Source organism: Pseudomonas sp. B21-023 (assembly GCF_024749165.1).
Taxonomy (GTDB): Bacteria; Pseudomonadota; Gammaproteobacteria; order Pseudomonadales; family Pseudomonadaceae; genus Aquipseudomonas.
Genome location: NZ_CP087190.1, coordinates 5071081 through 5091544 on the forward strand (window position 1 = coordinate 5071081; position 20464 = coordinate 5091544).

At 64.3% G+C, this 20464-nt stretch carries 17 protein-coding genes; 5 read left to right on the forward strand and 12 right to left on the reverse strand.

All coding sequences use genetic code 11. From position 1 onward, the window contains the following. Window positions 1–7: 7 nt before the first annotated feature. The gene (locus LOY42_RS22910; RefSeq protein ID WP_139668524.1) at window positions 8–2074 is read right to left on the reverse strand and encodes a carbon starvation CstA family protein; all 2067 of its coding nucleotides are present in this window, start codon (window positions 2072–2074) and stop codon (window positions 8–10) included. Between the two features lie 164 nt (window positions 2075–2238). Between LOY42_RS22910 and LOY42_RS22915 the strand changes: the two genes are divergently transcribed. Further along, window positions 2239–2607, forward strand: coding sequence for a PilZ domain-containing protein (locus LOY42_RS22915; protein ID WP_139668522.1), 369 nt, complete (start codon window positions 2239–2241; stop codon window positions 2605–2607). A 261-nt stretch (window positions 2608–2868) separates the two neighbouring features. Beyond that, window positions 2869–4386, forward strand: coding sequence for a nucleobase:cation symporter-2 family protein (locus tag LOY42_RS22920; RefSeq protein WP_139668520.1), 1518 nt, complete (start codon window positions 2869–2871; stop codon window positions 4384–4386). Between the two features lie 99 nt (window positions 4387–4485). Here the strand turns inward: LOY42_RS22920 and LOY42_RS22925 are convergent, their stop codons facing one another. From LOY42_RS22925 to radA, 8 genes are all read right to left on the reverse strand, one after another. Further along, window positions 4486–5823 carry a TolC family outer membrane protein gene (locus LOY42_RS22925; RefSeq protein ID WP_258599418.1) on the reverse strand — a complete coding sequence of 446 codons (1338 nt, stop codon included), beginning with the start codon at window positions 5821–5823 and terminating at the stop codon, window positions 4486–4488. A 5-nt stretch (window positions 5824–5828) separates the two neighbouring features. Then, window positions 5829–7160 carry an HlyD family type I secretion periplasmic adaptor subunit gene (locus tag LOY42_RS22930; protein ID WP_198755627.1) on the reverse strand — a complete coding sequence of 444 codons (1332 nt, stop codon included), beginning with the start codon at window positions 7158–7160 and terminating at the stop codon, window positions 5829–5831. Between the two features lie 4 nt (window positions 7161–7164). Continuing rightward, window positions 7165–8925, reverse strand: coding sequence for a type I secretion system permease/ATPase (locus tag LOY42_RS22935; protein WP_258599421.1), 1761 nt, complete (start codon window positions 8923–8925; stop codon window positions 7165–7167). Window positions 8926–9094: 169 nt separating this feature from the next. Then, window positions 9095–9712: a heme acquisition protein HasA gene (locus tag LOY42_RS22940; RefSeq protein ID WP_102684544.1), complete on the reverse strand. Its 618-nt coding sequence runs from the start codon at window positions 9710–9712 to the stop codon at window positions 9095–9097. Window positions 9713–9793: 81 nt separating this feature from the next. Further along, window positions 9794–12463, reverse strand: a complete 2670-nt coding sequence (locus tag LOY42_RS22945; protein ID WP_139668835.1) for a TonB-dependent receptor — start codon at window positions 12461–12463, stop codon at window positions 9794–9796. Window positions 12464–12658: 195 nt separating this feature from the next. After that, window positions 12659–13648 carry a FecR domain-containing protein gene (locus LOY42_RS22950; protein WP_139668511.1) on the reverse strand — a complete coding sequence of 330 codons (990 nt, stop codon included), beginning with the start codon at window positions 13646–13648 and terminating at the stop codon, window positions 12659–12661. 68 nt (window positions 13649–13716) lie between these two features. After that, the gene (locus LOY42_RS22955) at window positions 13717–14220 is read right to left on the reverse strand and encodes an RNA polymerase sigma factor (RefSeq protein WP_139668509.1); all 504 of its coding nucleotides are present in this window, start codon (window positions 14218–14220) and stop codon (window positions 13717–13719) included. A gap of 72 nt (window positions 14221–14292) precedes the next feature. Then, window positions 14293–15660, reverse strand: coding sequence for a DNA repair protein RadA (gene radA, locus LOY42_RS22960; RefSeq protein WP_046857208.1), 1368 nt, complete (start codon window positions 15658–15660; stop codon window positions 14293–14295). Between the two features lie 178 nt (window positions 15661–15838). On the opposite strand from radA, the gene mscL reads away from it, so the two are divergent. Beyond that, the gene (gene mscL / locus LOY42_RS22965) at window positions 15839–16252 is read left to right on the forward strand and encodes a large-conductance mechanosensitive channel protein MscL (RefSeq protein WP_046857209.1); all 414 of its coding nucleotides are present in this window, start codon (window positions 15839–15841) and stop codon (window positions 16250–16252) included. A gap of 68 nt (window positions 16253–16320) precedes the next feature. Here the strand turns inward: mscL and LOY42_RS22970 are convergent, their stop codons facing one another. Next, complete coding sequence (locus LOY42_RS22970; protein WP_102684548.1) at window positions 16321–17097, reverse strand: ferredoxin--NADP reductase; 777 nt, start codon at window positions 17095–17097, stop codon at window positions 16321–16323. A gap of 215 nt (window positions 17098–17312) precedes the next feature. Here LOY42_RS22970 and LOY42_RS22975 point away from each other — a divergent pair, with 215 nt between their 5' ends. After that, window positions 17313–18017: an autoinducer binding domain-containing protein gene (locus tag LOY42_RS22975; protein ID WP_139668507.1), complete on the forward strand. Its 705-nt coding sequence runs from the start codon at window positions 17313–17315 to the stop codon at window positions 18015–18017. A gap of 97 nt (window positions 18018–18114) precedes the next feature. Continuing rightward, window positions 18115–19239, forward strand: a complete 1125-nt coding sequence (locus LOY42_RS22980) for a methyltransferase (RefSeq protein WP_139668506.1) — start codon at window positions 18115–18117, stop codon at window positions 19237–19239. Window positions 19240–19302: 63 nt separating this feature from the next. On the opposite strand, the gene LOY42_RS22985 is transcribed toward LOY42_RS22980, so the two are convergent. Together LOY42_RS22985 and cydB are read right to left on the reverse strand one after the other, a co-directional pair. Continuing rightward, entirely contained in the window at window positions 19303–19443 is a 141-nt protein-coding gene (locus LOY42_RS22985) for a DUF2474 domain-containing protein (protein WP_102684551.1), read from the reverse strand. A gap of 12 nt (window positions 19444–19455) precedes the next feature. After that, window positions 19456–20463 carry a cytochrome d ubiquinol oxidase subunit II gene (gene cydB, locus LOY42_RS22990; RefSeq protein WP_258599426.1) on the reverse strand — a complete coding sequence of 336 codons (1008 nt, stop codon included), beginning with the start codon at window positions 20461–20463 and terminating at the stop codon, window positions 19456–19458. Window position 20464 lies beyond the last annotated feature (1 nt).

The window sequence follows — 20464 nt, forward strand, 5'->3', positions numbered from 1 at the left end:
ATTCCTCTCAAGCGTCAGGCAAAGCCTGGAACGGGGTTTCCTTGTCGCTGCGCTCCTTGCGGCCCCAGGCGGCATAGCCGACCTTGAGGGCGAAGAACAGGATGCTGAACACCACCACCAGGAACAGGATCGTCAGGCCGGCGTTGGTGTAGGCGTTGAAGATCACATGCTGCATCTGGCCGATGTCCTTGGCAGGCGCCAGCACCTGGCCGGCGTCCAGCGCGGTGCTGTACTTCTTGGCCAGGGCCAGGAAGCCCACAGCCGGGTTCGGGTCGAACAGCTTGATCAGGCCCGCGGCGGTGGTGCAGATCAGCAGCCATACCGCAGGTACCAGGGTGACCCAGATGTAGCGTTGACGCTTCATCTTGATCAGTACCACGGTGCCAAGCATCAGGGCGATACCGGCCAGCATCTGGTTGGAGATACCGAACAGCGGCCACAAGGTGTTGATCCCCCCCAGCGGATCGATCACGCCTTGGTACAGCAGGTAGCCCCACATCGCCACGCAACCGGCGGTCGCGAGCAGGTTGGCCCCCCACGACTCGGTGCGCTTGAGCGCCGGGACGAAGCTGCCCAGCAGGTCCTGTAGCATGAAGCGCCCGGCACGGGTACCGGCGTCCACGGCGGTGAGGATGAACAGTGCCTCGAACAGAATGGCGAAGTGGTACCAGAACGCCATGGTGTTCTCACCCGGCAGCACCTGGTGAAGGATTTGCGCGATACCAACCGCCAGTGTTGGCGCACCACCGGCACGAGCCAGGATGGTGTGCTCCCCGATGTCACGGGCGACCGCCTCCAGTTGCTCGGGGGTAATCAGGAAGCCCCAGCTGCTGACGGTCTGCGCCACCGAGGCGACGTCGGCACCGACCACTGCGGCCGGGCTGTTCATGGCGAAGTACACGCCAGGCTCGATCACCGAGGCGGCAACCATGGCCATGATGGCGACGAACGACTCCATCAGCATGCCGCCGTAGCCGATGTAACGGGCGTTGGTTTCGTTGTCCAGCAGCTTGGGCGTGGTCCCCGAGGAGATCAGCGCGTGGAAGCCGGACACCGCGCCGCAGGCGATGGTGATGAACAGGAACGGGAACAGGGTGCCCTTCCAGACCGGGCCGGTACCGTCGGTGAACTGGGTCAGCGCCGGCATCTTCAGCTCGGGCGCGATGATCAGGATACCGATGGCCAGGCCGACGATCGTGCCGATCTTGAGGAAGGTCGACAGGTAGTCGCGCGGCGCCAGTACCAGCCACACCGGCAGCACCGCGGCGACGAAACCGTAGCCCACGAGCATCCAGGTGATCTGCACGCCAGTGAAGGTGAATGCCGGGCCCCACACCGGATCCGCGGCGATCTGGCCCCCCAGCCAGATCGACAGCAGCAGCAGGACCACGCCGACGATGGAGATTTCACCAATGCGGCCCGGGCGGATGTAGCGCATGTAGATGCCCATGAACATCGCGATCGGGATGGTCGCGATCACCGTGAACATGCCCCACGGGCTCTCGGCCAGGGCCTTGACCACGATCAGCGCCAGCACCGCGAGGATGATGATCATGATCAGGAAACAACCGAACAGGGCGATGGTGCCGGGAATGCGGCCCATCTCCTCACGGACCATGTCGCCCAGCGAGCGGCCGTTGCGACGGGTGGAGAGGAACAGGACCATGAAATCCTGCACCGCGCCGGCCAGCACCACGCCGGCGATCAGCCACAGCGTGCCGGGCAGGTAGCCCATCTGCGCGGCGAGCACCGGGCCCACGAGCGGGCCCGCGCCGGCGATGGCGGCGAAGTGGTGGCCGAAGAGGATGTGCTTGTTGGTCGGGACGTAGTCCAGGCCATCGTTGTTGAGTACCGCGGGCGTGGCCCGGCGGGGGTCGAGCTGCATCACCTTGGTGGCGATGAACAGGCTGTAGTAACGGTAGGCAACCAGGTAGATGGCCACTGCCGCGACCACGATCCACAAGGCGTTGATCGCCTCACCGCGACGCAGGGCAACCACACCCAGCGCGCAGGCCCCTATGACTGCCAGCGCCAGCCACGGAATGTGGCGTAGCAGGCTATTATTGTTGTTCATGGTTTACTTCCAGCTGGTGGATTGGAAAGACCGCCCATCGAGTCTAGGGCCAGTCAAGACGCATTGCCACACTTGCTTTGGTCTAGAGCCTCTGCGGCCAGATTGCCGTACCTGATGCACATACCAAACTCACTATAGTCAGGATGTCACCCGGAGAAACCACCATGAACGCCCACGACGAACGCCGCCGCTTCCAGCGCATCGCCTTCGATGCCCCTACCGAACTGCGCCAGGGCGAACGTCGCTGGCTGGTGAAACTGCTGGACCTGTCGCTTAAGGGCTTGCTGGTAGAGCGCCCAAGCCCCTGGGATGCCGACCCCACCCAGGACTTCGACGCGATCATCCACCTCGACGACAAGAAAACCCAGGTCAGGATGCAGGTCGAACTGCGCCACGACGAGTCCGCCCGGCTGGGTTTTATCTGCCTGTTCATAGATGTCGATTCGATGACTCATCTGCACCGTCTTGTGGAATTGAACCTGGCAGACAGCACCGAAATGATGCGTGAGCTGCGCGAACTCATCGAAGATTGATATCTCTTAGCTTGCTAATGATCTGGCTGTGACAGCTTTCTTGTCCAGCCAGACAGCTTTCCTGCCTTTACCAGCCTCTTTGTACACACCCCTCTGGAACAGTCTCTCGCAGGTTGGAACGTAATGTGCATCCAGGTTTCAGGCACCTTGGACGCACCCGTTACGGCGCTACAATCAAAACTTTGTATACAATTTTAGTGGCAATTATTTGCACTAGTTGTCTACAGTAGCGACACAACAATAAACAGAGAGCCTGCTCCAATGACCACGTCCCCCAGCACGTCTCCCGCCCCGCGCCCCGAGGACGAAAACCTCGGCCTCGGCGCCAACCTGGCCTACGGGCTGCAGCATGTCCTGACCATGTATGGAGGGATCGTCGCCGTACCCCTGATCCTTGGCCAGGCCGCCGGCCTGGCCCCGGCGGAGATCGGCCTGCTGATCGCTGCCTCGTTGTTCGCCGGTGGCCTTGCGACATTGCTGCAGACCCTTGGGCTGCCGTTCTTCGGCTGCCAGCTGCCATTGGTCCAGGGCGTATCGTTCGCGGGTGTGGCGACCATGGGCGCGATTCTCGGCAGCCAGGGCGGCGGTGGCCTGCCGGCGGTGCTGGGCGCGGTAATGGCAGCCTCGTTGATCGGGTTCCTGATTACCCCGGTGTTCTCGCGTATCACCAAGTTCTTCCCGCCCCTGGTGACCGGCATCGTCATCACCACCATCGGCCTCACCCTGATGCCCGTCGCGGCCCGCTGGGTGATGGGCGGCAACAGCGCATCGCCAGAGTTCGGCAGCATGGCCAACATCGGCCTGGCGGCACTGACCTTCGCCATCGTCCTGCTGCTGAGCAAGCTGGGCAGCGCGAGCATTTCGCGCCTGTCGATCCTGCTGGCGATGGTCGCCGGCACATTGATCGCCTGGTCGCTGGGCATGGCTGATTTCAGCAAGGTCACCGAAGGCCCGATCTTCGCCTTCCCCACCCCGTTCCACTTTGGCATGCCGACCTTCCACATCGCCGCGATCCTGTCGATGTGCATCGTGATCATGGTGACCCTGGTGGAAACCTCGGCGGACATCCTGGCGGTCGGTGAGATCATCGACACCAAGGTCGACTCCAAGCGCCTGGGCAACGGCCTGCGCGCCGACATGGCATCGAGTATCCTGGCGCCGATCTTCGGTTCGTTCACCCAGAGCGCCTTCGCCCAGAACGTGGGCCTGGTGGCAGTGACCGGCGTGAAGAGCCGCTATGTGGTGGCCACCGGCGGCGTGATCCTGGTGGTGCTCGGCCTGCTGCCGATCATGGGCCGGGTGATTGCGGCAGTGCCTACCCCGGTACTCGGCGGCGCCGGTATCGTGCTGTTTGGCACCGTGGCCGCCAGCGGCATCCGCACCCTGTCGAAAGTCAGCTACAAGAACAACGTCAACCTGATCATCGTCGCCGCCTCGCTGGGCTTCGGCATGATCCCGATCGCGGCGCCGAACTTCTACCACAGCTTCCCCAACTGGTTCGAAACCATCTTCCACTCCGGCATCAGCTCGGCGGCGATCATGGCGATTCTGCTGAACCTGATGTTCAACCACTTCACCACCGGCAACTCGGAAAACCAGTCGGTATTTGCCGCGGCCTACGAGCGCACCATCCAGTACTCCGACATCTCGGCCCTGCGCGATGGCGACTACTTCAAGGATGGCAAGTTGTTCGACGCCGAGGGCAACGAGGTACCGGTGCTGGAACTGGACGAGCACGGCAACGAGACGCCCAGGCGCAAGGCGGTTGCCGAACACTGATCGCTGACCAGGACGGTCATCGAGGGGAGCCGACGCGCATCGTCGGCTCCTTTTTTGTCTGAACAGATGCGTGAAAGCGAGCGCGCTACCACGATCGCCCTAGCCGTGCGCCACGAAGTACCGATTCAACACATTCAGATCACCGGCCTCCAGCACCCCCGCCAGATAGCGCAGCTGCAACCAGGCCCGCAGGTACTCATGCCGCGCCTGGGCCAGGTCGCGCCTGGCGCCGAACAGCTGTTGCTCGGCATCCAGCACATCAAGGTTAACCCGCTCACCGCCCTGCACGCTCTTGCGCGTGGCCTGCACCAAGGCGGTGGCCGCCTTGACCGCCAGGTCGTAGGCGCGAATCTTCGCCGTGCCACTGGCGCACAGGTTGAACTGTCGACGCAACTGGTTGACCGTGTCGCGCAGTTGCGCATCCAGCTCGAAGCCCGCGGCATCCCGCTGGGCCCGGGCCTGGCGCACCGACGCCGACACGCCGCCACCGGCGAACAGCGGCACGTTCAACTGCACGCCGATGCTGTCGGTGTCATAGCGCTGGTTATAGCTGCTCTCGGCGCTGGAGCTGGATATACCCTTGCTGGCATAGGCACTCAACGAGGGCAGATGACCGGCCCGCTGACGCTCGATGTTCTGCTCGGCGACCTCCAGCCCATGGCGCTGGCTGGCCAGCTCGGCGTTGCGGGCAACAGCCAGGTCGCGCCAGGGCTCGAAACGCGCGGGCTTCAGTGGCTGGACGCGAAAATCACCGGTCATCGGCGCCAGGTCATCGACCTCTACCGGCTCGCCGATGATCGCCTGTAACGCCCGCAACGCCGCATCGAGATTGTCCCCTGCCTCGATCTCCTGGGCCTGGGCCAACTCGTAGCGGGCCTGGGTCTCGAGCACATCGGTGCGGGTACCCTCGCCACCTTTGACCAGTTGTTCGTTGAGCGTCAGTTGTTCGGCAAAGGTACGCCGCTGGGCCTGGGCCAGGGCGATCTGTTCATTGGCGAACAGCGCTTCGCTGTAGGCGCCGAACAGCCGCACCATCAGTTCCTGGCCACGACCACGGTAGCGTTCGTCGGCCAGCGCGGCCTGGGCCACGCCACGGCGGTAGTCACTCCAGGCGGCATAGTCGAACAGCGGCTGCTCGAGGGTCAGGGCCGAACTGTAGCTGCGGTAATCACGCTGGGTGGTCACGTTGCCAGACGGGTTGCGCTGGGTCACCTCCGAGTCGTTGCGGGCGCGGTTGTAGCGGTATGACAGTTTCGGCAACAGTCCAGCGCGGCCGATCAGACGGTTTTCGAGCCCGGCCTCACGCTCGGCGATCGAACCCTGCCAGGTCGGGTCGTTGCGCAGGGCCAGGGCATAGGCATCACCCAGGTCAAGGGCCTGCGCCGAGAGACTGGTGAGCAGCAGAAACAGGCCTGCGAAACGCAAAGATACCGGCATTACCCTTACTCCTCCGCCAGGGCAACGTGCACCCGGTCGGCCAAAGGCTTGAACAGGTAATTGAGCATCGAGCGTTCGCCGGTACGAACGAAGGCCTCCACTGGCATGCCAGGGCGAATATCCAGGCCCGCCAGTTGCCCAAGGCCCTGTTCGCTGACCTTAATACGTACCTGGTAGTAGGGCTGATGGGTCTTCTCGTCCACCAGGCGGTCGGCCGAGACCAGGGTCACCTCGCCGTCCACCCGCGGCGTGGTGCTCTGGTTGAACGCCACGAACATCAGCTCCACTGGCAGGCCAGGGCGCAGGCGGTCGATCATCTCCACCGAGGCCCGCGCATCGACCAGCAAAGGCGCATCGCGCGGCACGATCTCCATCAGTTGCTGGCCGCGGGCGATGACCCCGCCATTGGTGAACACACTGAGGCCGACCACCGTACCGGCCACCGGGGCCCGCACCTGGGCATGGGCCAGTTCGAATTCGGCGCTGCGCAGGCGGTTGCCCAGGTCCTCTGCGCTGGCCTGCAGCTCGGCGAGTTGCTGGCGCACCTCGTTCTGGTACTCCTGTTGGCGTTGGCCGATGCGCAGCTTCAGCTCCAGCACCTGGCGCCGGGTGCGGCCGATGTTGCCGAAGTCCTCGGCGATCGAGCCATTGACCTGGGCTAGCAGGCGCTCGCTGTCGAGCAAGCGATTGCGGGCGATATAGCCGTCCCGCGCCAGCTCGCGCAGGCCGCGCAACTGCTCGTCCAGTGCATCGCGCTGGGCCTGCTTGCTGGCCAGCGAACCCTGCAGCCCCTGCAGCGAGGCTTCGGCACCGGCAATGCTCTCACGCAGGCCGCCGAGCTCCATGTCCAGCGCCTGGGCCCGGCTGCCACGCAGCTGGCGCTGCCCTTCCAGCACCGTGGCGACCCAGGGGAGGTGTGCCTGGGCCTGCAGGTCTTCGGGATAGGCAAGCGTCGCCCGACCATCGCGCTCGGCCAACAGGCGCGCCTCCCCGGCGCGGGCGTTGACGTACTGCACCCGCAACGAGCCGACCTGGGCCTGGGCCTGGGTCGCGTCCATGCGCAGCAGCACCTGGCCGGCGTTCACCGTGTCACCGTCACGCACCAGCAACTGCTCGATCACCCCGCCCGTGGGGTGCTGCACTGCCTGGCGGCTACCGGCGACCATCACGCTGCCGCTGACCGGCACGCCCTTGTCCAAGGGCGCCAGCGCGGCCCACAGCAGAAAGCCGCCGAAACCTGCCAGCACCAGCCAGCGGCCGACACGGCCCGGCCGGTGTTCATCGAGGCTGAGCAGGCTTGCCTCGGTCTTTTGCGTGGAGAGGGCGTGTACGCTCATGAAGTCAGGCTCTTGGCTGGCCGAACGTGACGTTCAGGCCGATGGGGTTGCGGGCGGTGGAGGGGGCAACGGGGGCGGGCCGAGCGGCCCGTTGGGCGTCCTGCAGTACCCTGGCGGTGGGGCCGAAGGCCTGCAACTGGCCGCTCTTGAGCATCAACAGGTTGTCCAGGCCGGCCAGCAGCGAAGACTTGTGAGTAATCAGGATCAGCGTGCGCTTGTGCTCGCGCAGCCTGGCAATGGCCTCGACCAGCGCCCGCTCACCAGCGTCATCGAGGTTGGAGTTAGGTTCGTCGAGCACGATCAGCGCCGGCAGCCCGTACAGCGCGCGTGCCAGGCCGATGCGCTGGCGCTGACCACCGGAAAGCCCCATGCCGCCCTCCCCCAGCAGCGTGTCATAGCCATCCGGCAAGGCGAGGATCATGTCGTGCACGCCCGCCAGTTGCGCCGCGGCGACCACCTGCTGGGCGTCGACAAGCCCCAGTCGCGCAATGTTGTCGGCGATGCTGCCGGCGAACAGTTGCACATCCTGCGGCAGGTAGCCGATGTGCTGGCCCAGCGCGCCACGGTCCCAGGTCCGCAAGTCGGCGCCGTCCAGGCGCACCTTGCCAGCGATCGGCGCGCCAGCGCCGACCAGCAGCCGCGCCAGGGTCGACTTGCCCGACCCGGAAGGGCCGATGATCCCCAGCGACTCGCCCGCTGGCAGCGCGAAGCCCAGGTTGCTCAGGCACAGGCGACTGCTGCCCGGCTGCGTCGCGCCCACCTGCTCGACCGTGAGCTTGCCGAGCGGTGGCGGCAGCGGCATGCCCGCCGGCCGCGGCGGCTGGGCCTGCAGCAACTCGCTCAGGCGTTGATAGGCCAGGCGCGCACCGCTCCATTGGCGCCAGGCACCGATCAACTGGTCGATCGGCGCCAGCACGCGGGCCATGAGGATGGAGCCTGCGATCATCATCCCTGGGGTGATCAACTGTTCGATGGCCAGCCAGGCGCCCAGCCCGAGCACCAGCGACTGCAAGGCCAGGCGCACGGTCTTGGTCAGCGCGGTGACCGCCGCGGTGCGCTCGCTGCCCAGGTTCTGCTGGGCCAGAAACCCATGATGCAACCGTGCCCAGCGCTGGCGCACGGCGCCGAGCATGCCCATGGCCTCGATCACTTCGGCATTGCGCAGGTTGGCGCTGGCCTCCAGGCCCGCCTGCTGCGACAGTTGCCCGGCTTGTGCAAACGGCGCCTGGGTCATGCGCTCGTTGACCCACGCCAGCACCGTCAGCAACACCGCGCCCGCCAGCGCCATCAGGCCCAGCCACGGGCTGAACATGAACATCACCAACAGGTACACCGGGAACCACGGCGCATCGAAGAAGGCGAACAACGCCTGGCCGGTGGCGAACTGGCGCAGCGCGGTCAGATCGGCGAGCATCTGCCCCGCCGCACCCTTGTGCCCGGCCAGGCTGGCCTCGTAGGCCGCCTCGAACACCCGCGGGTTGAGGTCCATGTCCATGCGCGTGCCCAGGCGGATCACCACCTGGCTGCGCAGCCACTCCAGCAGCCCCATGAAGGCGAACACCCCAAGCACCATGAGGCTGAGCATCAACAGGGTCATCTCGTTGCGCGACGACAAAACCCGATCATAGACCTGCAGCATGTACAGCGCCGGCGCCAGCATCAGCACATTGATCACCGCGGTGAACAACGCGACGTTGCCAAGCCCGGCACGGCAGGCCTTGAGCGCCCGCAGCACTTCGTTGGCCGCGGCGGGAGCGGTTCGCATTTGTTGGAAACCTCGTAGAAGGCGCCGACAGGCGATTGCATTCGCGCCATCGTCGCCACAGAATTCGCACCGCCGCAGCCTGGGCCCGGCAAAGACACGGGCTGCGGGGTAAGTGCATCAGATCAGCGAATGGCAGGGTGACCTTCCATTCGCTTTTTCATGCCTGCGCTCAGGCCGCCAGGGCCAGGTCCTCAGGCAGCGCCTGCACGCCAACCGCTTCGGCGGAGGCCGCGTGAGCGGGGCCTGCGGCCAGGGCCGCGCCGATCTCGGCGAAGGTGCTGTTGGTGGACACGCCAAAACCGGCCAGCAGGTTGTCGAGCACGCCCTCCAGGGCCGAGGTGTTGCCCTGCATCAGGCCGTAGATCACGCTCTGCACTTCGTTGCCGGCACGACCTGCGCCCTGCGCGGCATCCAGGTCAAGGCCGTTGAAGCTGACCACGTAGTTGCCCAGGGTGAAGTCGCTGCCGCTGCCGCCGCCGAGCACTTCGCCCAGGGAAACGTTGTCGAGCGAACCCCACAGGTAGTGATTGAGGTTGTCGCCCGGTGCCTTCGATGGGTCGAACACGTAGTGCAGGCCGTTGGCGCTGTCGCTGTCGGCAATGAAGGCGTAATCCGAGCTGTTGCGACCGTGGGTGGCGTATTGGTCGCCGTCGAAAGTGCCGTTGCTGAAGCCGCCGGTGTTGCTGTAGCCGTGGCCGGCGGTGACGAAGCCGGCGCTCCAGAAGGCCAGGTAATCGTCGACGGTGGAGCTGGCGAAAGCGGCGTCGTAGTTAACGGAAAGGGTCATGACAGTTCCTCGTTGTTGCACAGTTATGACGAAGGCGTGTTCCGTGCCTTCGCGTCGCCCGAATGGGCAAACCCGGTTGAATCAGAAGCGGTACTCGAGCATGCCGCTCAAGGTGCGACCACGGGCCAGCGACAGGTTGTTGCCGTCGCCCATCGCCACGAAGTAGGCCTCATCTGTGGCATTTTCCAGGGAAAGGGCCAGGTTCAGGCTGGGAGTCATCCAGTAGCTTGCGTACAGGTCATAGACGGTGTACTGGGGCCACTGGGCCTGATCAATCTGGTTGTAGGTATGGCTCTTGAGGTTTTCGCCATTGCCTTCGCTGTAGCGCACACGCAGGCCTACATCCAGGGTGCGATCGAGCAGGCGCATGCCCAAGGTCAGCGCACCGCGGTCTGCAGGCATATAGGAAGCGTTGCCCATGATGTCGCCGCAGCTGACGATGTTGTTGGTGTCTGCGGCGCCCTCGGCGCGTGATACCCGCACCGGCAGCATGATGATGCGGCTGCCCACACGGACCGGGCGCATGACGGTGCCAGCGCTGACCAGCCGCTGTGCGCCGCCCATGTAGAACTGGTTGGAGCAGAACTCGTTGCTGCCGATCATGTGGGTGTAGCTGAGCTGCCCGTAGTAGGCGCCGGCGTCGTAATCCAGGCTGTATTCCACGCCGCGAAAGCGCGTGGTCTCCAGGTTGTTCTGGTAGGCCGAGCGACCCAGCGCGATACCCGCCACGCTGCTGCCGGGCAACGAGACATTGGTGTCGAGAAACGAGAAGTTGTCGATGCGCGTGTCGAAGTAGGCGACCTTGGCGCCGAACCGATCGCCGTCGCGCAGCAGCGACTCCTTGAAAATGTTCAGCCCCAACTCCCAGTTGTGCGATTCCTCGGCCTTGAGAAACGGGTTGGGATAGACCATCTCGGCACTGCCGCCGGCATGTGGGCGGCCGCTCATGAACACCTCGGTCACCGCCGGCGGACGCCAGCCACGGCCCCAGCGGGTGTAGACCTGCAACCAGTCCGGCCCTGGCTTGACCGCAATACCGAAGGTTGGCGAGAAACGGCCTTCCTCCGTCTGCTCGTCGAAGATCATATGGGTCTGCTGGCGCGAAAGGCTGACCTCGGTGACCCCCTCGGGGTACATCCAGGTGGTGACGCCGGTCTTGCCGCTCAGCCGGTAGCGGTCATAACGCAAACCGGCATCCAGACTGAGCCAGTCGTCATGCTCGTAGGTGAGATTGCCGAACAGGCTGGCCATGATCCGCTTACCTTTGGGATTGGCACCTTGCACATAGGGCAGCGATTCCACTTCGTTCTGGGCGGCGACACGGTCCGTGCTGGGACGGAAACTGTCCTGGAACAGCTCGGTGCCGTAGTTGAAACTCAAGGTGTCGACCTGCCCGAAGTGCCAGCGCGAGGTGTTCTGCACCTGCAGCCCCCAGGTGTCGGTCTGGAAGCGGTCGGTATAGGCCTCGACACGGTTGCCGGTACCCACGCTGGACATGTTGTCGGCGTTCCAGCGGTCCTGGCGGGTGGTTACGTAATAAAGCTTGGCCTTGAAATCGATCAGGTCGTTGTCGGGCGAGAAGCTGTAGTCGACTGCAGCGTTCTTCGCATTGATGTCATTGGTCCCGGTGACCCGGTAGTAATAGCGGTTACTGTTGCTGTCGTTGTAGGTCCAGGCATCCTTGCTGTCGGCATCGGTCTCGAAGTAGCTGAACTGCAGGCGCTGATGCTCAGGCAGGTTGATGCCGAACTTGAACAGTTGGGAGCGGGTGATGCTGTCCATCGCCCCGACTTCACCGTGCAGCCAGCTCTTCCAGGCCTCGCGATTCTCCAGCTTGCCGCGGATCTGCGTGCCCAGGTTGTCGGCATTCTGCGTGCCGCTGCGGTAGTCGCCGAAGTGCCGCTCGCTGTAGCCGACGAGGATGTCGCCTATCTCGTTGCCGGCAGCAAACAGCGCACTGCCGTTGAAGTACGTGCCATTGCCCAGCTCGCCGATTCCATGGCCGGCGCGCAGGCGACCGCCTACTTCCTTGCCGGCGCCCAGCAGGTCACGGGCCTCGACGGTATTGAAACTGGCGATGCCACCGATCACCCCGGCGCCCCCCATGCCGGCAGAGGTGCCCTTGTCGATTTCCACGCCCTGGATGAACTCCGGGTCGATGAACATCGTGCCGTTGCGCTGCTGGTGGCCGTTGACACTGAAGTTCTGGCGCATGCCATCGATGTTCATGTTGACTCGGCCATAATCCTGCACGCCGCGGATGTTCACCGACAGCCCGGGGTCGCGCTGGTTGACCGCTGTGTACACCCCGGCAGTCTGCTCGAGCAGGTCGGCAGCGTGGCGCGGCGGGCGTTTGTCGATCTGCTCGCGGGTGATCACGCTGACCGAGCGAGGCGTCTGGTAGACCCAGTCGCCGTCACGCATCGAGTCAATATGGGTGGCGCCCAGTTCCATGACCTGGCCACCCTCCGCCAGGCGCTCCAGGCCTACTTGGCCCGGAGCACTGAAGCGATAGCGTACGGGCATGCCGCGCAGTAACCGGTGCAACCCCTCTTCGACGCTGTAGCCGCCGTGCAGGCCTTCGCTTTGCAAGCCAGCCAGTGTTCGGCTGTCGAAGAACACCTGGACCCCGGACTGCTCGGCATAGGCCAGGACGGCACTGTCGAGGGCCTGGGCAGGGATATCGAACTGAATGACGGTGTGCCTGGCGCTGCTGGCGGCGGTAGCAGCCTGCACCATGCCGATCCCCATCGGCAGGGTGCAGGTGCCCAGGGCCAGGCTGCCGGCAAGGGCGATGCGGCCCAGAGGCCGGAGGGGTCGAGTTGATTGCGTGCTCACTGCGCGTCTCGTCTGTTGGCGTTTTCTAGTAATGAAAATCAATCTCAACAGTCAGACGAGCAACGCGGGAAAACTCAGTAACACCAGATGAAAGTTTTTGCGAAAGACTCAGTAGATCACGGTCAAACCCGGTAACTGCAGGCGCTTGGCCTTCAGCTCGCGGGTAAGGGTATCGGCGGCGACGGCCAGGTTGTCGAGGCGGAACACCCCGCTCACTTCCCGCTGCGCCAGCGTGCCATCGACCACCATCAGGCGGCCATCGCGATAACGGTTCAGGCGCTCGACCACCTCGGCCAGAGGCTGGCGCTCGAACACCAGCACACCTCGCTGCCAGTCGGTGGCGCGCTGCAGATCGTGGCCACTCCATGGTCGGATACCCTGGGCCAGGTCGTAGCGCACTGCCTGCCCCTCCTGCAGGATCTGATGGGCGGCACCCTGGGTCGGCGCCGTTTGCAGGCGCACGTCGACACTGTGCTCGAGCATGCCCACCCAGCCGCCATCACCCGCCTTGCCCACCACGAATCGGGTGCCCAGTGCCTGGCTGGTGGCACCGGCATATTCGACCACGAAGGGCCGCGGCTCATCCGCGCTGACCGGCGCCGCACTGAACACCGCCTCCCCCGCCAGCAGGCGCACCCGACGCTGCCGACCATCGAAGTCGAGCTGTACGGCACTACCGCTGTCCAGATCGACCTGGCTGCCATCGGGTAGGCTGACGCGGCGCACTTCGCCAGCCGCAGCGTAGTCGGCACGCCAGTCGAGCAGTAATCGAGGGCCTTGTTCGACACCCAGGATTGCCAACAGCAGCAACGCACTGCTGGCCACCGCCCAGCGCAGCCGCGTCGGCCGACGCCGGCCACGCGTACGCTCGGCCCGGGCTACTGGCGCCCGGTGCGGCGTTGTCGGTGCCAGGCTCGCCACCTGCCCGAGATCGGCCCAGGTCGCCTGGGCGAAGGCATAGGCCCGTGCATGGCGCGGATCGCTGCCGCACCATTGCGCCAACGCCAGCTGCTGCGCCGGGCTCAGGGGGCCGCCCCCTTCCAGCACCACCCACTCGGCGGCCTGCTCGCGGATGGCTTGCTCGTTCTGGCTGCTCACACGGTTCTCTCGCGATCTGGTTATGTCTGGGCTGACGTCTGAAGCGGCATTTGTCAGTAAACCGTTGGTCATTCGGTTTCCTGCAGGCACTGCATCACATAGGCCAGGGCCTTGGCCAGATGCTTTTGCACCGAGCTGTCGGAGATCCCCAGTTGCCGGGCAACCTCGGCATGGGTCATGCCTTCCAGGCGGTTGAGGCGGAAGATTTCCCGGGTGCGCTCGGGCAACTCGCCAAGGATCGTCTGCAGGCGACGCAGGTGCTGCTCGCGCACGGCTTGCTCCTCGAGCCCGGGGCCATCCTCGACGAGCGCCTCGAAAGCCTCGTGGGGCAGCGTGTCGGTCTTGCGCCTTTGCTGCTGACGCACGTGATCGATCATCAGGTTGTGCGCGGTGCGATAAAGGTACGCCTGGGCGTTGTCGATGGTCTCGGTACGCTGCTGCTCGGCCAGGCGCAGGAAACTGTCCTGCACAAGGTCAGCGGCCAGCTGTGGGTCGCGCACCTTGCGCGAGAGCAGGCCTTGAAGGTTTTTCGCGTGCTTGAGAAACAGCCGCTTGAGGTCTAACTCCGCCACACGCGCTCCATGAGGTGGTCGCAAGGTGGCGGTACGCTACTCGTTATTGAGAATCACTTACAAGAAAATGACCTACTCGAATAGTGCATCCAGCGCTTGTTCCAGACGGGTCACGGCAATCACCTGCAACCCGGCGGGAGCCTCTTTCGGTGCGTTGCCCTTGGGCACGATGGCACGCTTGAAGCCATGCTTGGCCGCCTCCTTCAGACGCTCCTGGCCACTGGGCACCGGGCGCACCTCGCCCGACAGGCCGATCTCGCCGAACACCAGCAGGCCATGGGCCAACGGCCGGTTGCGCAGGCTGGACATCACCGCCGCCAGCAACGCGAGGTCGGAGGCAGTCTCGAGCACCTTCACGCCACCCACGACGTTGAGGAACACGTCCTGGTCGTGGGTGGGGATGCCACCGTGCCGGTGCAGCACCGCCAGCAGCATGGCCAGGCGATTCTGGTCCAGGCCCAGGGTCACCCGCCGTGGGTTGGCCAGGTGGCTGTCGTCGACCAGCGCCTGGACTTCCACCAACATTGGCCGGGTGCCCTCCCAGGTAGCCATGACCACACTGCCGGGCACCTCTTCCTGGGTGCGGTTGAGGAAGATCGCCGACGGATTGGAGACTTCCTTGAGGCCGCGGTCGGTCATGCCGAACACGCCCAGTTCGTTGACCGCGCCAAAGCGGTTTTTCACTGCGCGCAGCAGGCGCAGGCGGCCATCGGACTCGCCCTCGAAATACAGCACGGTGTCGACCATGTGCTCGAGCACCCGTGGACCGGCCAACGAGCCCTCCTTGGTGACGTGGCCGACCAGGAAGATCGCCGTGCCGCTCTGCTTGGCGTAGCGCACTAGCAATGCCGTGCTCTCGCGCACCTGGGCCACGCCACCCGGCGCCGACTGCAGTTGTTCGGTGAAGATGGTCTGGATCGAGTCGATCACCATCACCCGCGGCTTTTCCTGGCGCGCGGTGGCGATGATGGTCTCGATGCAGGTTTCAGTCATGACCTTGAGCTGGTCCTGGGGCAGGCCCAGGCGCCGGGAACGCATGGCCACCTGCTGCTGCGACTCCTCGCCGGTGACATACAGCGCCGGCATCTGCACGGCGATGTTGCACAGGGTCTGCAGGAGGATGGTCGATTTGCCGATACCCGGATCGCCCCCGATCAGCACCACCGATCCATCCACCAGGCCGCCGCCCAGGACGCGGTCGAGTTCGGTGCTGCTGGTGGTGAAGCGCGGGATCTCCTCGACGCTCACTTCGGCCAGGGTCTTGATCTGCGCCTGCTGCCCGGTCCAGCCGGTGCGCCCGCTCGGTGCCGCGGCGCCACCGCTTTCGATCATGCTCTCGACCAGGGTGTTCCAGGCCCCGCACTCGCCACACTGCCCGGCCCACTTGGGGAAGGTCGCGCCGCACTCGGTGCAGCCATACAAACGCTTGGCCTTGGCCATGGGCTGGGTCTCCTGGAAAAAACCGCCATGATAGCCGAACTCGGACGTGCCCCGGAGGCCTCGGCGGGCGACAAAACTATTCGTTCTATAAACAGTCTGTAGCTGCGAACGTCACGCATGAAGCGTTTTAGTGGCTTACACTGCGTTTACCTCTCCATTCGTAACAAAGGAATACAGCATGGGCATGCTCAGTGAATTCAAGGCCTTCGCGGTCAAGGGAAATGTCGTCGACATGGCGGTGGGTATCATCATCGGCGCGGCGTTCGGCAAGATCGTTTCGTCCTTCGTCGGTGACGTGATCATGCCCCCCATCGGCCTGCTGATCGGCGGTGTCGACTTCAGCGACCTGGCCATCACGCTCAAGGCTGCCGAAGGCGATGTGCCGGCCGTAATGCTGGCCTACGGCAAATTCATCCAGACCGTGCTCGACTTCATCATCGTCGCCTTCGCCATCTTCATGGGTGTGAAAGTGATCAACCGCCTCAAGCGCGAAGAGGCAGTGGCACCGACCGCTCCGCCGGTGCCCAGCGCCGAGGAAACCCTGCTGACCGAGATTCGTGACCTGCTCAAGGCGCAGAATCGCCAGCCCTGAAGCACAAAACGACTGGGGCCGCTTTGCAGCGGCCCCAGTGACGGCGATCCAAAAGGCGCCATTGTTCCTTACCAGTAGTTCTCCACCGCCACCTGCCCCGGCCGCTTGCTCAGGCTCAGTTGCAAGTCCCGCGCCTTGAGCACCTTGCGCGTCTCGTCGATCATCTCCGGGTTGCCGCACAGCATGATCCGTGAATGCTCCGGCGAAAGCGCCAACCCCGCCGCCTTTTCCAGTTCACCGTTCTCGATCAACGTGGTGATCCGCGCATTCAACGCTCCCGGATGCTGCTCTCGGGTGACCACCGGAATGAACTGCAGCTTGCCCGCGTACTCCGCCAGGTAGTCGCGCTGTTCCAGCGCGGCGATTTCATCGACATACGCCAGCTCCTTCGCCTCGCGCACCGAATACACCAGCTTGATGTTGTCGAAGCGCTCCCAGGCCTCGAAGTCCTGCAGGATCGACATGAACGGTGCGATGCCGGTGCCAGTGGCCAGCAGCCACAGGTCACGACCGCCAACGAAGCGGTCAAGGGTCAGGTAACCGAAGGCCTGGCGGTCGATCAGCAGGGTGTCGCCTTCGCCGAAGCGGCTCAGCTCACTGGTGAACTCCCCACCGGGCACCACGATGGAAAAGAAGTCGAGATGTTCGTCATGGGGCGCGCTCACCATGGAATAGGCGCGCCAGACGACGCTGCCATCTGCCTTGCTCACGCCCAGCCGGGCGAACTGCCCCGCACGGAAGCGAAAGCCTGCATCGCGGGTGACGCGCAGGGAAAACAGGTTGGGGGTCAGGGGCTGGACGCCGAGCAGGGTCTGGCGGGTGAATTTGTCGGCGCTGGCGGTCATGACGGGCTCCACGAATCAAGTGCGCACAGTGTCGCGCAAAGTAGCGGAGATAAACACCGTCGATTTGTAGGGCATGCCATGGCACCAAGCGCAAACAACTAAGGATGCGTGGCAGCTATAACAAAAAAACCCAGCACACCGTTAGGAGATTTCCTACACTAGGGACCGTGCAATGCTGACTTTGGATCCACAGAGACGCAAAGGGAGCTTCATCGATGCCACATTGGAAGAGTGAGCAACTCCAGCAACTGCTGGAGGAGCAGGAACCGCAGCGGTTGTTCGGCCAGGCCGTGCAACTGGCCCAGGCACTGGACATGGAGTTCGTCGGCCTGACGCTGCACCTGCATGTGGCTGCTCGTGGCCCCCAGGTGATCCTCTACAACAACTACCCAAGCGCCTGGAACGCTCGCTACCAGGCTGAAGACTTCATCAAGATAGATCCATCAGTATCAAAATGCCACCACACGACGCTACCGCTGGTCTGGAACGACGAACTGTTCCACGAGGTGCCTCAGCTGCGGGAGGCCGCCACTGCCTACGGCATGACCCATGGCTGGAGCCAATCAGTGCACGACCAGCAGCACAACGAAAGCCAGTTGAGCGTCTCCAGGGCCAAAGGCGCAGTCTCTCGTGACGAACTGTTCGAGAAGAGCGCCCAGGTGATGTGGCTGTGCAACACCTTGCACGCCGCCCTCAGCACGCACCACCTGGCGAAGTACAGCCCACTGCCGCAATTGAGCGAACGCGAGCTTGAAGTGCTCAAGTGGTCCGCCGCCGGCAAGACCGCCGCCGACGTGGCGATGATTCTCTCGCTGTCGACCAGTACCGTGAATTTTCATATCCGCAGTGTGATAAGCAAGACCAACGCCTCCAACAAAGCCGGCGCCATCGCCATCGCCGCCCTGCGAGGCCTGCTCTGACAGCCCTCCCCCCGCACAGACGCAAAGCCCTGTAGAATCACACGCCGCAAGCCCGCGCACAGCGCGCCGGGCAGGATTCGCAGCAGAGCCCCACGCCATGCCCCTGTTCAACAGCCCCTTCGCCGACCTCGACCTGATCCGCCAGCCGGAGCAAACCAACGACCCGCTGCTGGCGTTCGATGCCGCCGACCAGTACCTGCTGGAACACATGGCCGCCCAGGCACCAGGCGCAGGCTGCAAGGTGCTGGTGCTCAACGACAGCTTCGGCGCCCTGGCCGCCAGCCTGGCCGGGCACCTGGACGTGACCAGCAGCGGCGACTCGCACCTGGCGCACCTGGCCCTGGAGAAAAACCTGGCAGGTAACGGCAAGCCGTTCGACAGCGTACCCTTCATCCCGGCCAGTGAGCCCTTCCAGGGCCCGTTCGACCGCGTGCTGGTGCGCGTGCCCAAGACCTTGGCCCTACTCGAGGAGCAACTGATCCGCCTGCAGGGCCAATTGGCGCCTGGCGCCCAGGTGATCGCCGGGGCGATGATCAAGCACCTGCCCAGAGCCGCCGGCGACCTTATGGAGAAGTACATCGGCCCGGTGCAGGCGTCGCTGGCGCAGAAGAAAGCGCGCCTGCTGATTGCCACTGTGACGCAACGGCCTCTCGCACATTCCCCCTACCCCAGTCGCTATCGTCTGGAGACGCCGCCCCTGGAGCTGGTCAACCACGCCAACGTGTTCTGCCGCGAAGGCCTGGACATCGGCACCCGTGCCTTCCTGCCGCATCTGCCGCGTGACCTGGGTCGCGCCCGCGTAGCCGATCTTGGCTGTGGCAATGGCGTGCTGGCGATTGCCAGCGCCCTGGCCAATCCGGATGCGCATTTCACCTTGGTCGACGAGTCGTACATGGCGGTGCAGTCGGCGCGGGAGAACTGGCGGGCGGCATTGGGCGAACGCGAAGTGACGATCAAGGCTGCGGACGGCCTGGCGGGGCAGGAGAAACAATCGCTGGACGTGGTGCTGTGCAACCCGCCGTTCCACCAGCAGCAGGTGGTCGGCGACTTCCTCGCCTGGCGCATGTTCCAGCAGGCCCGCGAGGCACTGGAAGTCGGTGGCGCGCTGTACATCGTCGGCAATCGCCACCTGGGCTACCACAGCAAGCTGGCGCGCTTGTTCCGGGGTGTCGAGCAGGTCGCGGCGACGCCGAAGTTCGTGGTGCTCAAGGCCCGGAAATAAAAGCATCGCGGGGCAAGTCGCAGCGGTGCACCGATGCGACTTGCCCCGCGATCACTCAATGGCTCAGTGAGTACTCAGGCCTGCCGCGCTCATGAACATGCGCATGCCATAAGCCACCACCCCAAGCGCTGCCACGCTCACCCCCCAGATCAGCACCAGCCAACCCAGGCGTTGCCACAGCGGTTTCTTCTCTTCGACATTCATCACCCGACGCTCCTAGTGATAGCCGTCTTCATGGGTCACCTTGCCGCGGAACACGTAGTAGCTCCAGTAGGTGTAACCCAGGATGAACGGCAGGATGAACAGCGTGCCCACCAGCATGAAGCCCTGGCTCTGTGGCGGCGCCGCGGCCTCCCAGATGCTGATCGACGGCGGGATGATGTTCGGCCACAAGCTGATGCCCAACCCACTGTAGCCAAGGAAGATCAGCACCAGCGTCAGCAGGAACGGGGTGTAGTGGGCGTTACGCGCCACCGCCCGCAGCAACCCGTAGAAGGTCACCAGCACCAGAATCGGCACCGGCATGAACCAGATCAGGTTGGGCATGCTGAACCAGCGCTCGGCGATTTGCGGGTAGGCGATCGGCGTCCACAGGCTGACGATACCGATGACCACCAGCAGCACCAGCGCCAGGGGGCGGGCCATGTCATGCATTTTCTGCTGCAAGGGCCCTTCGGTCTTCATGATCAACCAGGTGCAGCCCAGCAGCGTGTAGGCGACGATCAGGCCCAGGCCCGAAAACACGGTGAACGGGGTCAGCCAATCCAGGGTGCCGCCGGTGAATTTACGGTCGACCACCTTGAAGCCTTCGATGAACGCGCCCAGCGCCACCCCCTGGAAGAAAGTCGCCACCAGCGAGCCCCAGATGAAGGCCTTGTCCCAGATATGACGCCTGTGGGCCCTGGCCTTGAAGCGGAACTCGAAGGCCACGCCACGGAAGATCAGGCCCACCAGCATCAGGATCAATGGCAGGTACAGTGCCTCGAGCACCACCGAGTACGCCAGCGGGAAAGCCCCGAACAGCGCTGCCCCGCCCAGCACCAGCCAGGTCTCGTTGCCGTCCCATACCGGGGCGACCGTGTTCATCATCACATCGCGGTCACGCTCGTCCTGGACGAAGGGGAAGAGCATGCCGATGCCCAGGTCGAAACCATCCATTACCACATACATCATGACGCCGAAGATGATGATCACGGCCCAGATCAGCGGAAGATCGATACCCATC

What these genes read in the sequence shown, in the direction of transcription:
- LOY42_RS22940 (WP_102684544.1), bottom strand. Translation starts at nt 9,712, where the DNA reads ATGACCCTTTCCGTTAACTACGACGCCGCTTTCGCCAGCTCCACCGTC.
- LOY42_RS22945 (WP_139668835.1), bottom strand. Translation starts at nt 12,463, where the DNA reads ATGGGGATCGGCATGGTGCAGGCTGCTACCGCCGCCAGCAGCGCCAGG.
- radA (WP_046857208.1), bottom strand. Translation starts at nt 15,660, where the DNA reads ATGGCCAAGGCCAAGCGTTTGTATGGCTGCACCGAGTGCGGCGCGACC.
- LOY42_RS22970 (WP_102684548.1), bottom strand. Translation starts at nt 17,097, where the DNA reads ATGACCGCCAGCGCCGACAAATTCACCCGCCAGACCCTGCTCGGCGTC.
- LOY42_RS22930 (WP_198755627.1), bottom strand. Translation starts at nt 7,160, where the DNA reads ATGAGCGTACACGCCCTCTCCACGCAAAAGACCGAGGCAAGCCTGCTC.
- LOY42_RS22910 (WP_139668524.1), bottom strand. Translation starts at nt 2,074, where the DNA reads ATGAACAACAATAATAGCCTGCTACGCCACATTCCGTGGCTGGCGCTG.
- mscL (WP_046857209.1), top strand. Translation starts at nt 15,839, where the DNA reads ATGGGCATGCTCAGTGAATTCAAGGCCTTCGCGGTCAAGGGAAATGTC.
- LOY42_RS22925 (WP_258599418.1), bottom strand. Translation starts at nt 5,823, where the DNA reads ATGCCGGTATCTTTGCGTTTCGCAGGCCTGTTTCTGCTGCTCACCAGT.
- LOY42_RS22975 (WP_139668507.1), top strand. Translation starts at nt 17,313, where the DNA reads ATGCCACATTGGAAGAGTGAGCAACTCCAGCAACTGCTGGAGGAGCAG.
- LOY42_RS22985 (WP_102684551.1), bottom strand. Translation starts at nt 19,443, where the DNA reads ATGAATGTCGAAGAGAAGAAACCGCTGTGGCAACGCCTGGGTTGGCTG.
- LOY42_RS22915 (WP_139668522.1), top strand. Translation starts at nt 2,239, where the DNA reads ATGAACGCCCACGACGAACGCCGCCGCTTCCAGCGCATCGCCTTCGAT.
- LOY42_RS22980 (WP_139668506.1), top strand. Translation starts at nt 18,115, where the DNA reads ATGCCCCTGTTCAACAGCCCCTTCGCCGACCTCGACCTGATCCGCCAG.
- cydB (WP_258599426.1), bottom strand. Translation starts at nt 20,463, where the DNA reads ATGGGTATCGATCTTCCGCTGATCTGGGCCGTGATCATCATCTTCGGC.
- LOY42_RS22920 (WP_139668520.1), top strand. Translation starts at nt 2,869, where the DNA reads ATGACCACGTCCCCCAGCACGTCTCCCGCCCCGCGCCCCGAGGACGAA.
- LOY42_RS22935 (WP_258599421.1), bottom strand. Translation starts at nt 8,925, where the DNA reads ATGCGAACCGCTCCCGCCGCGGCCAACGAAGTGCTGCGGGCGCTCAAG.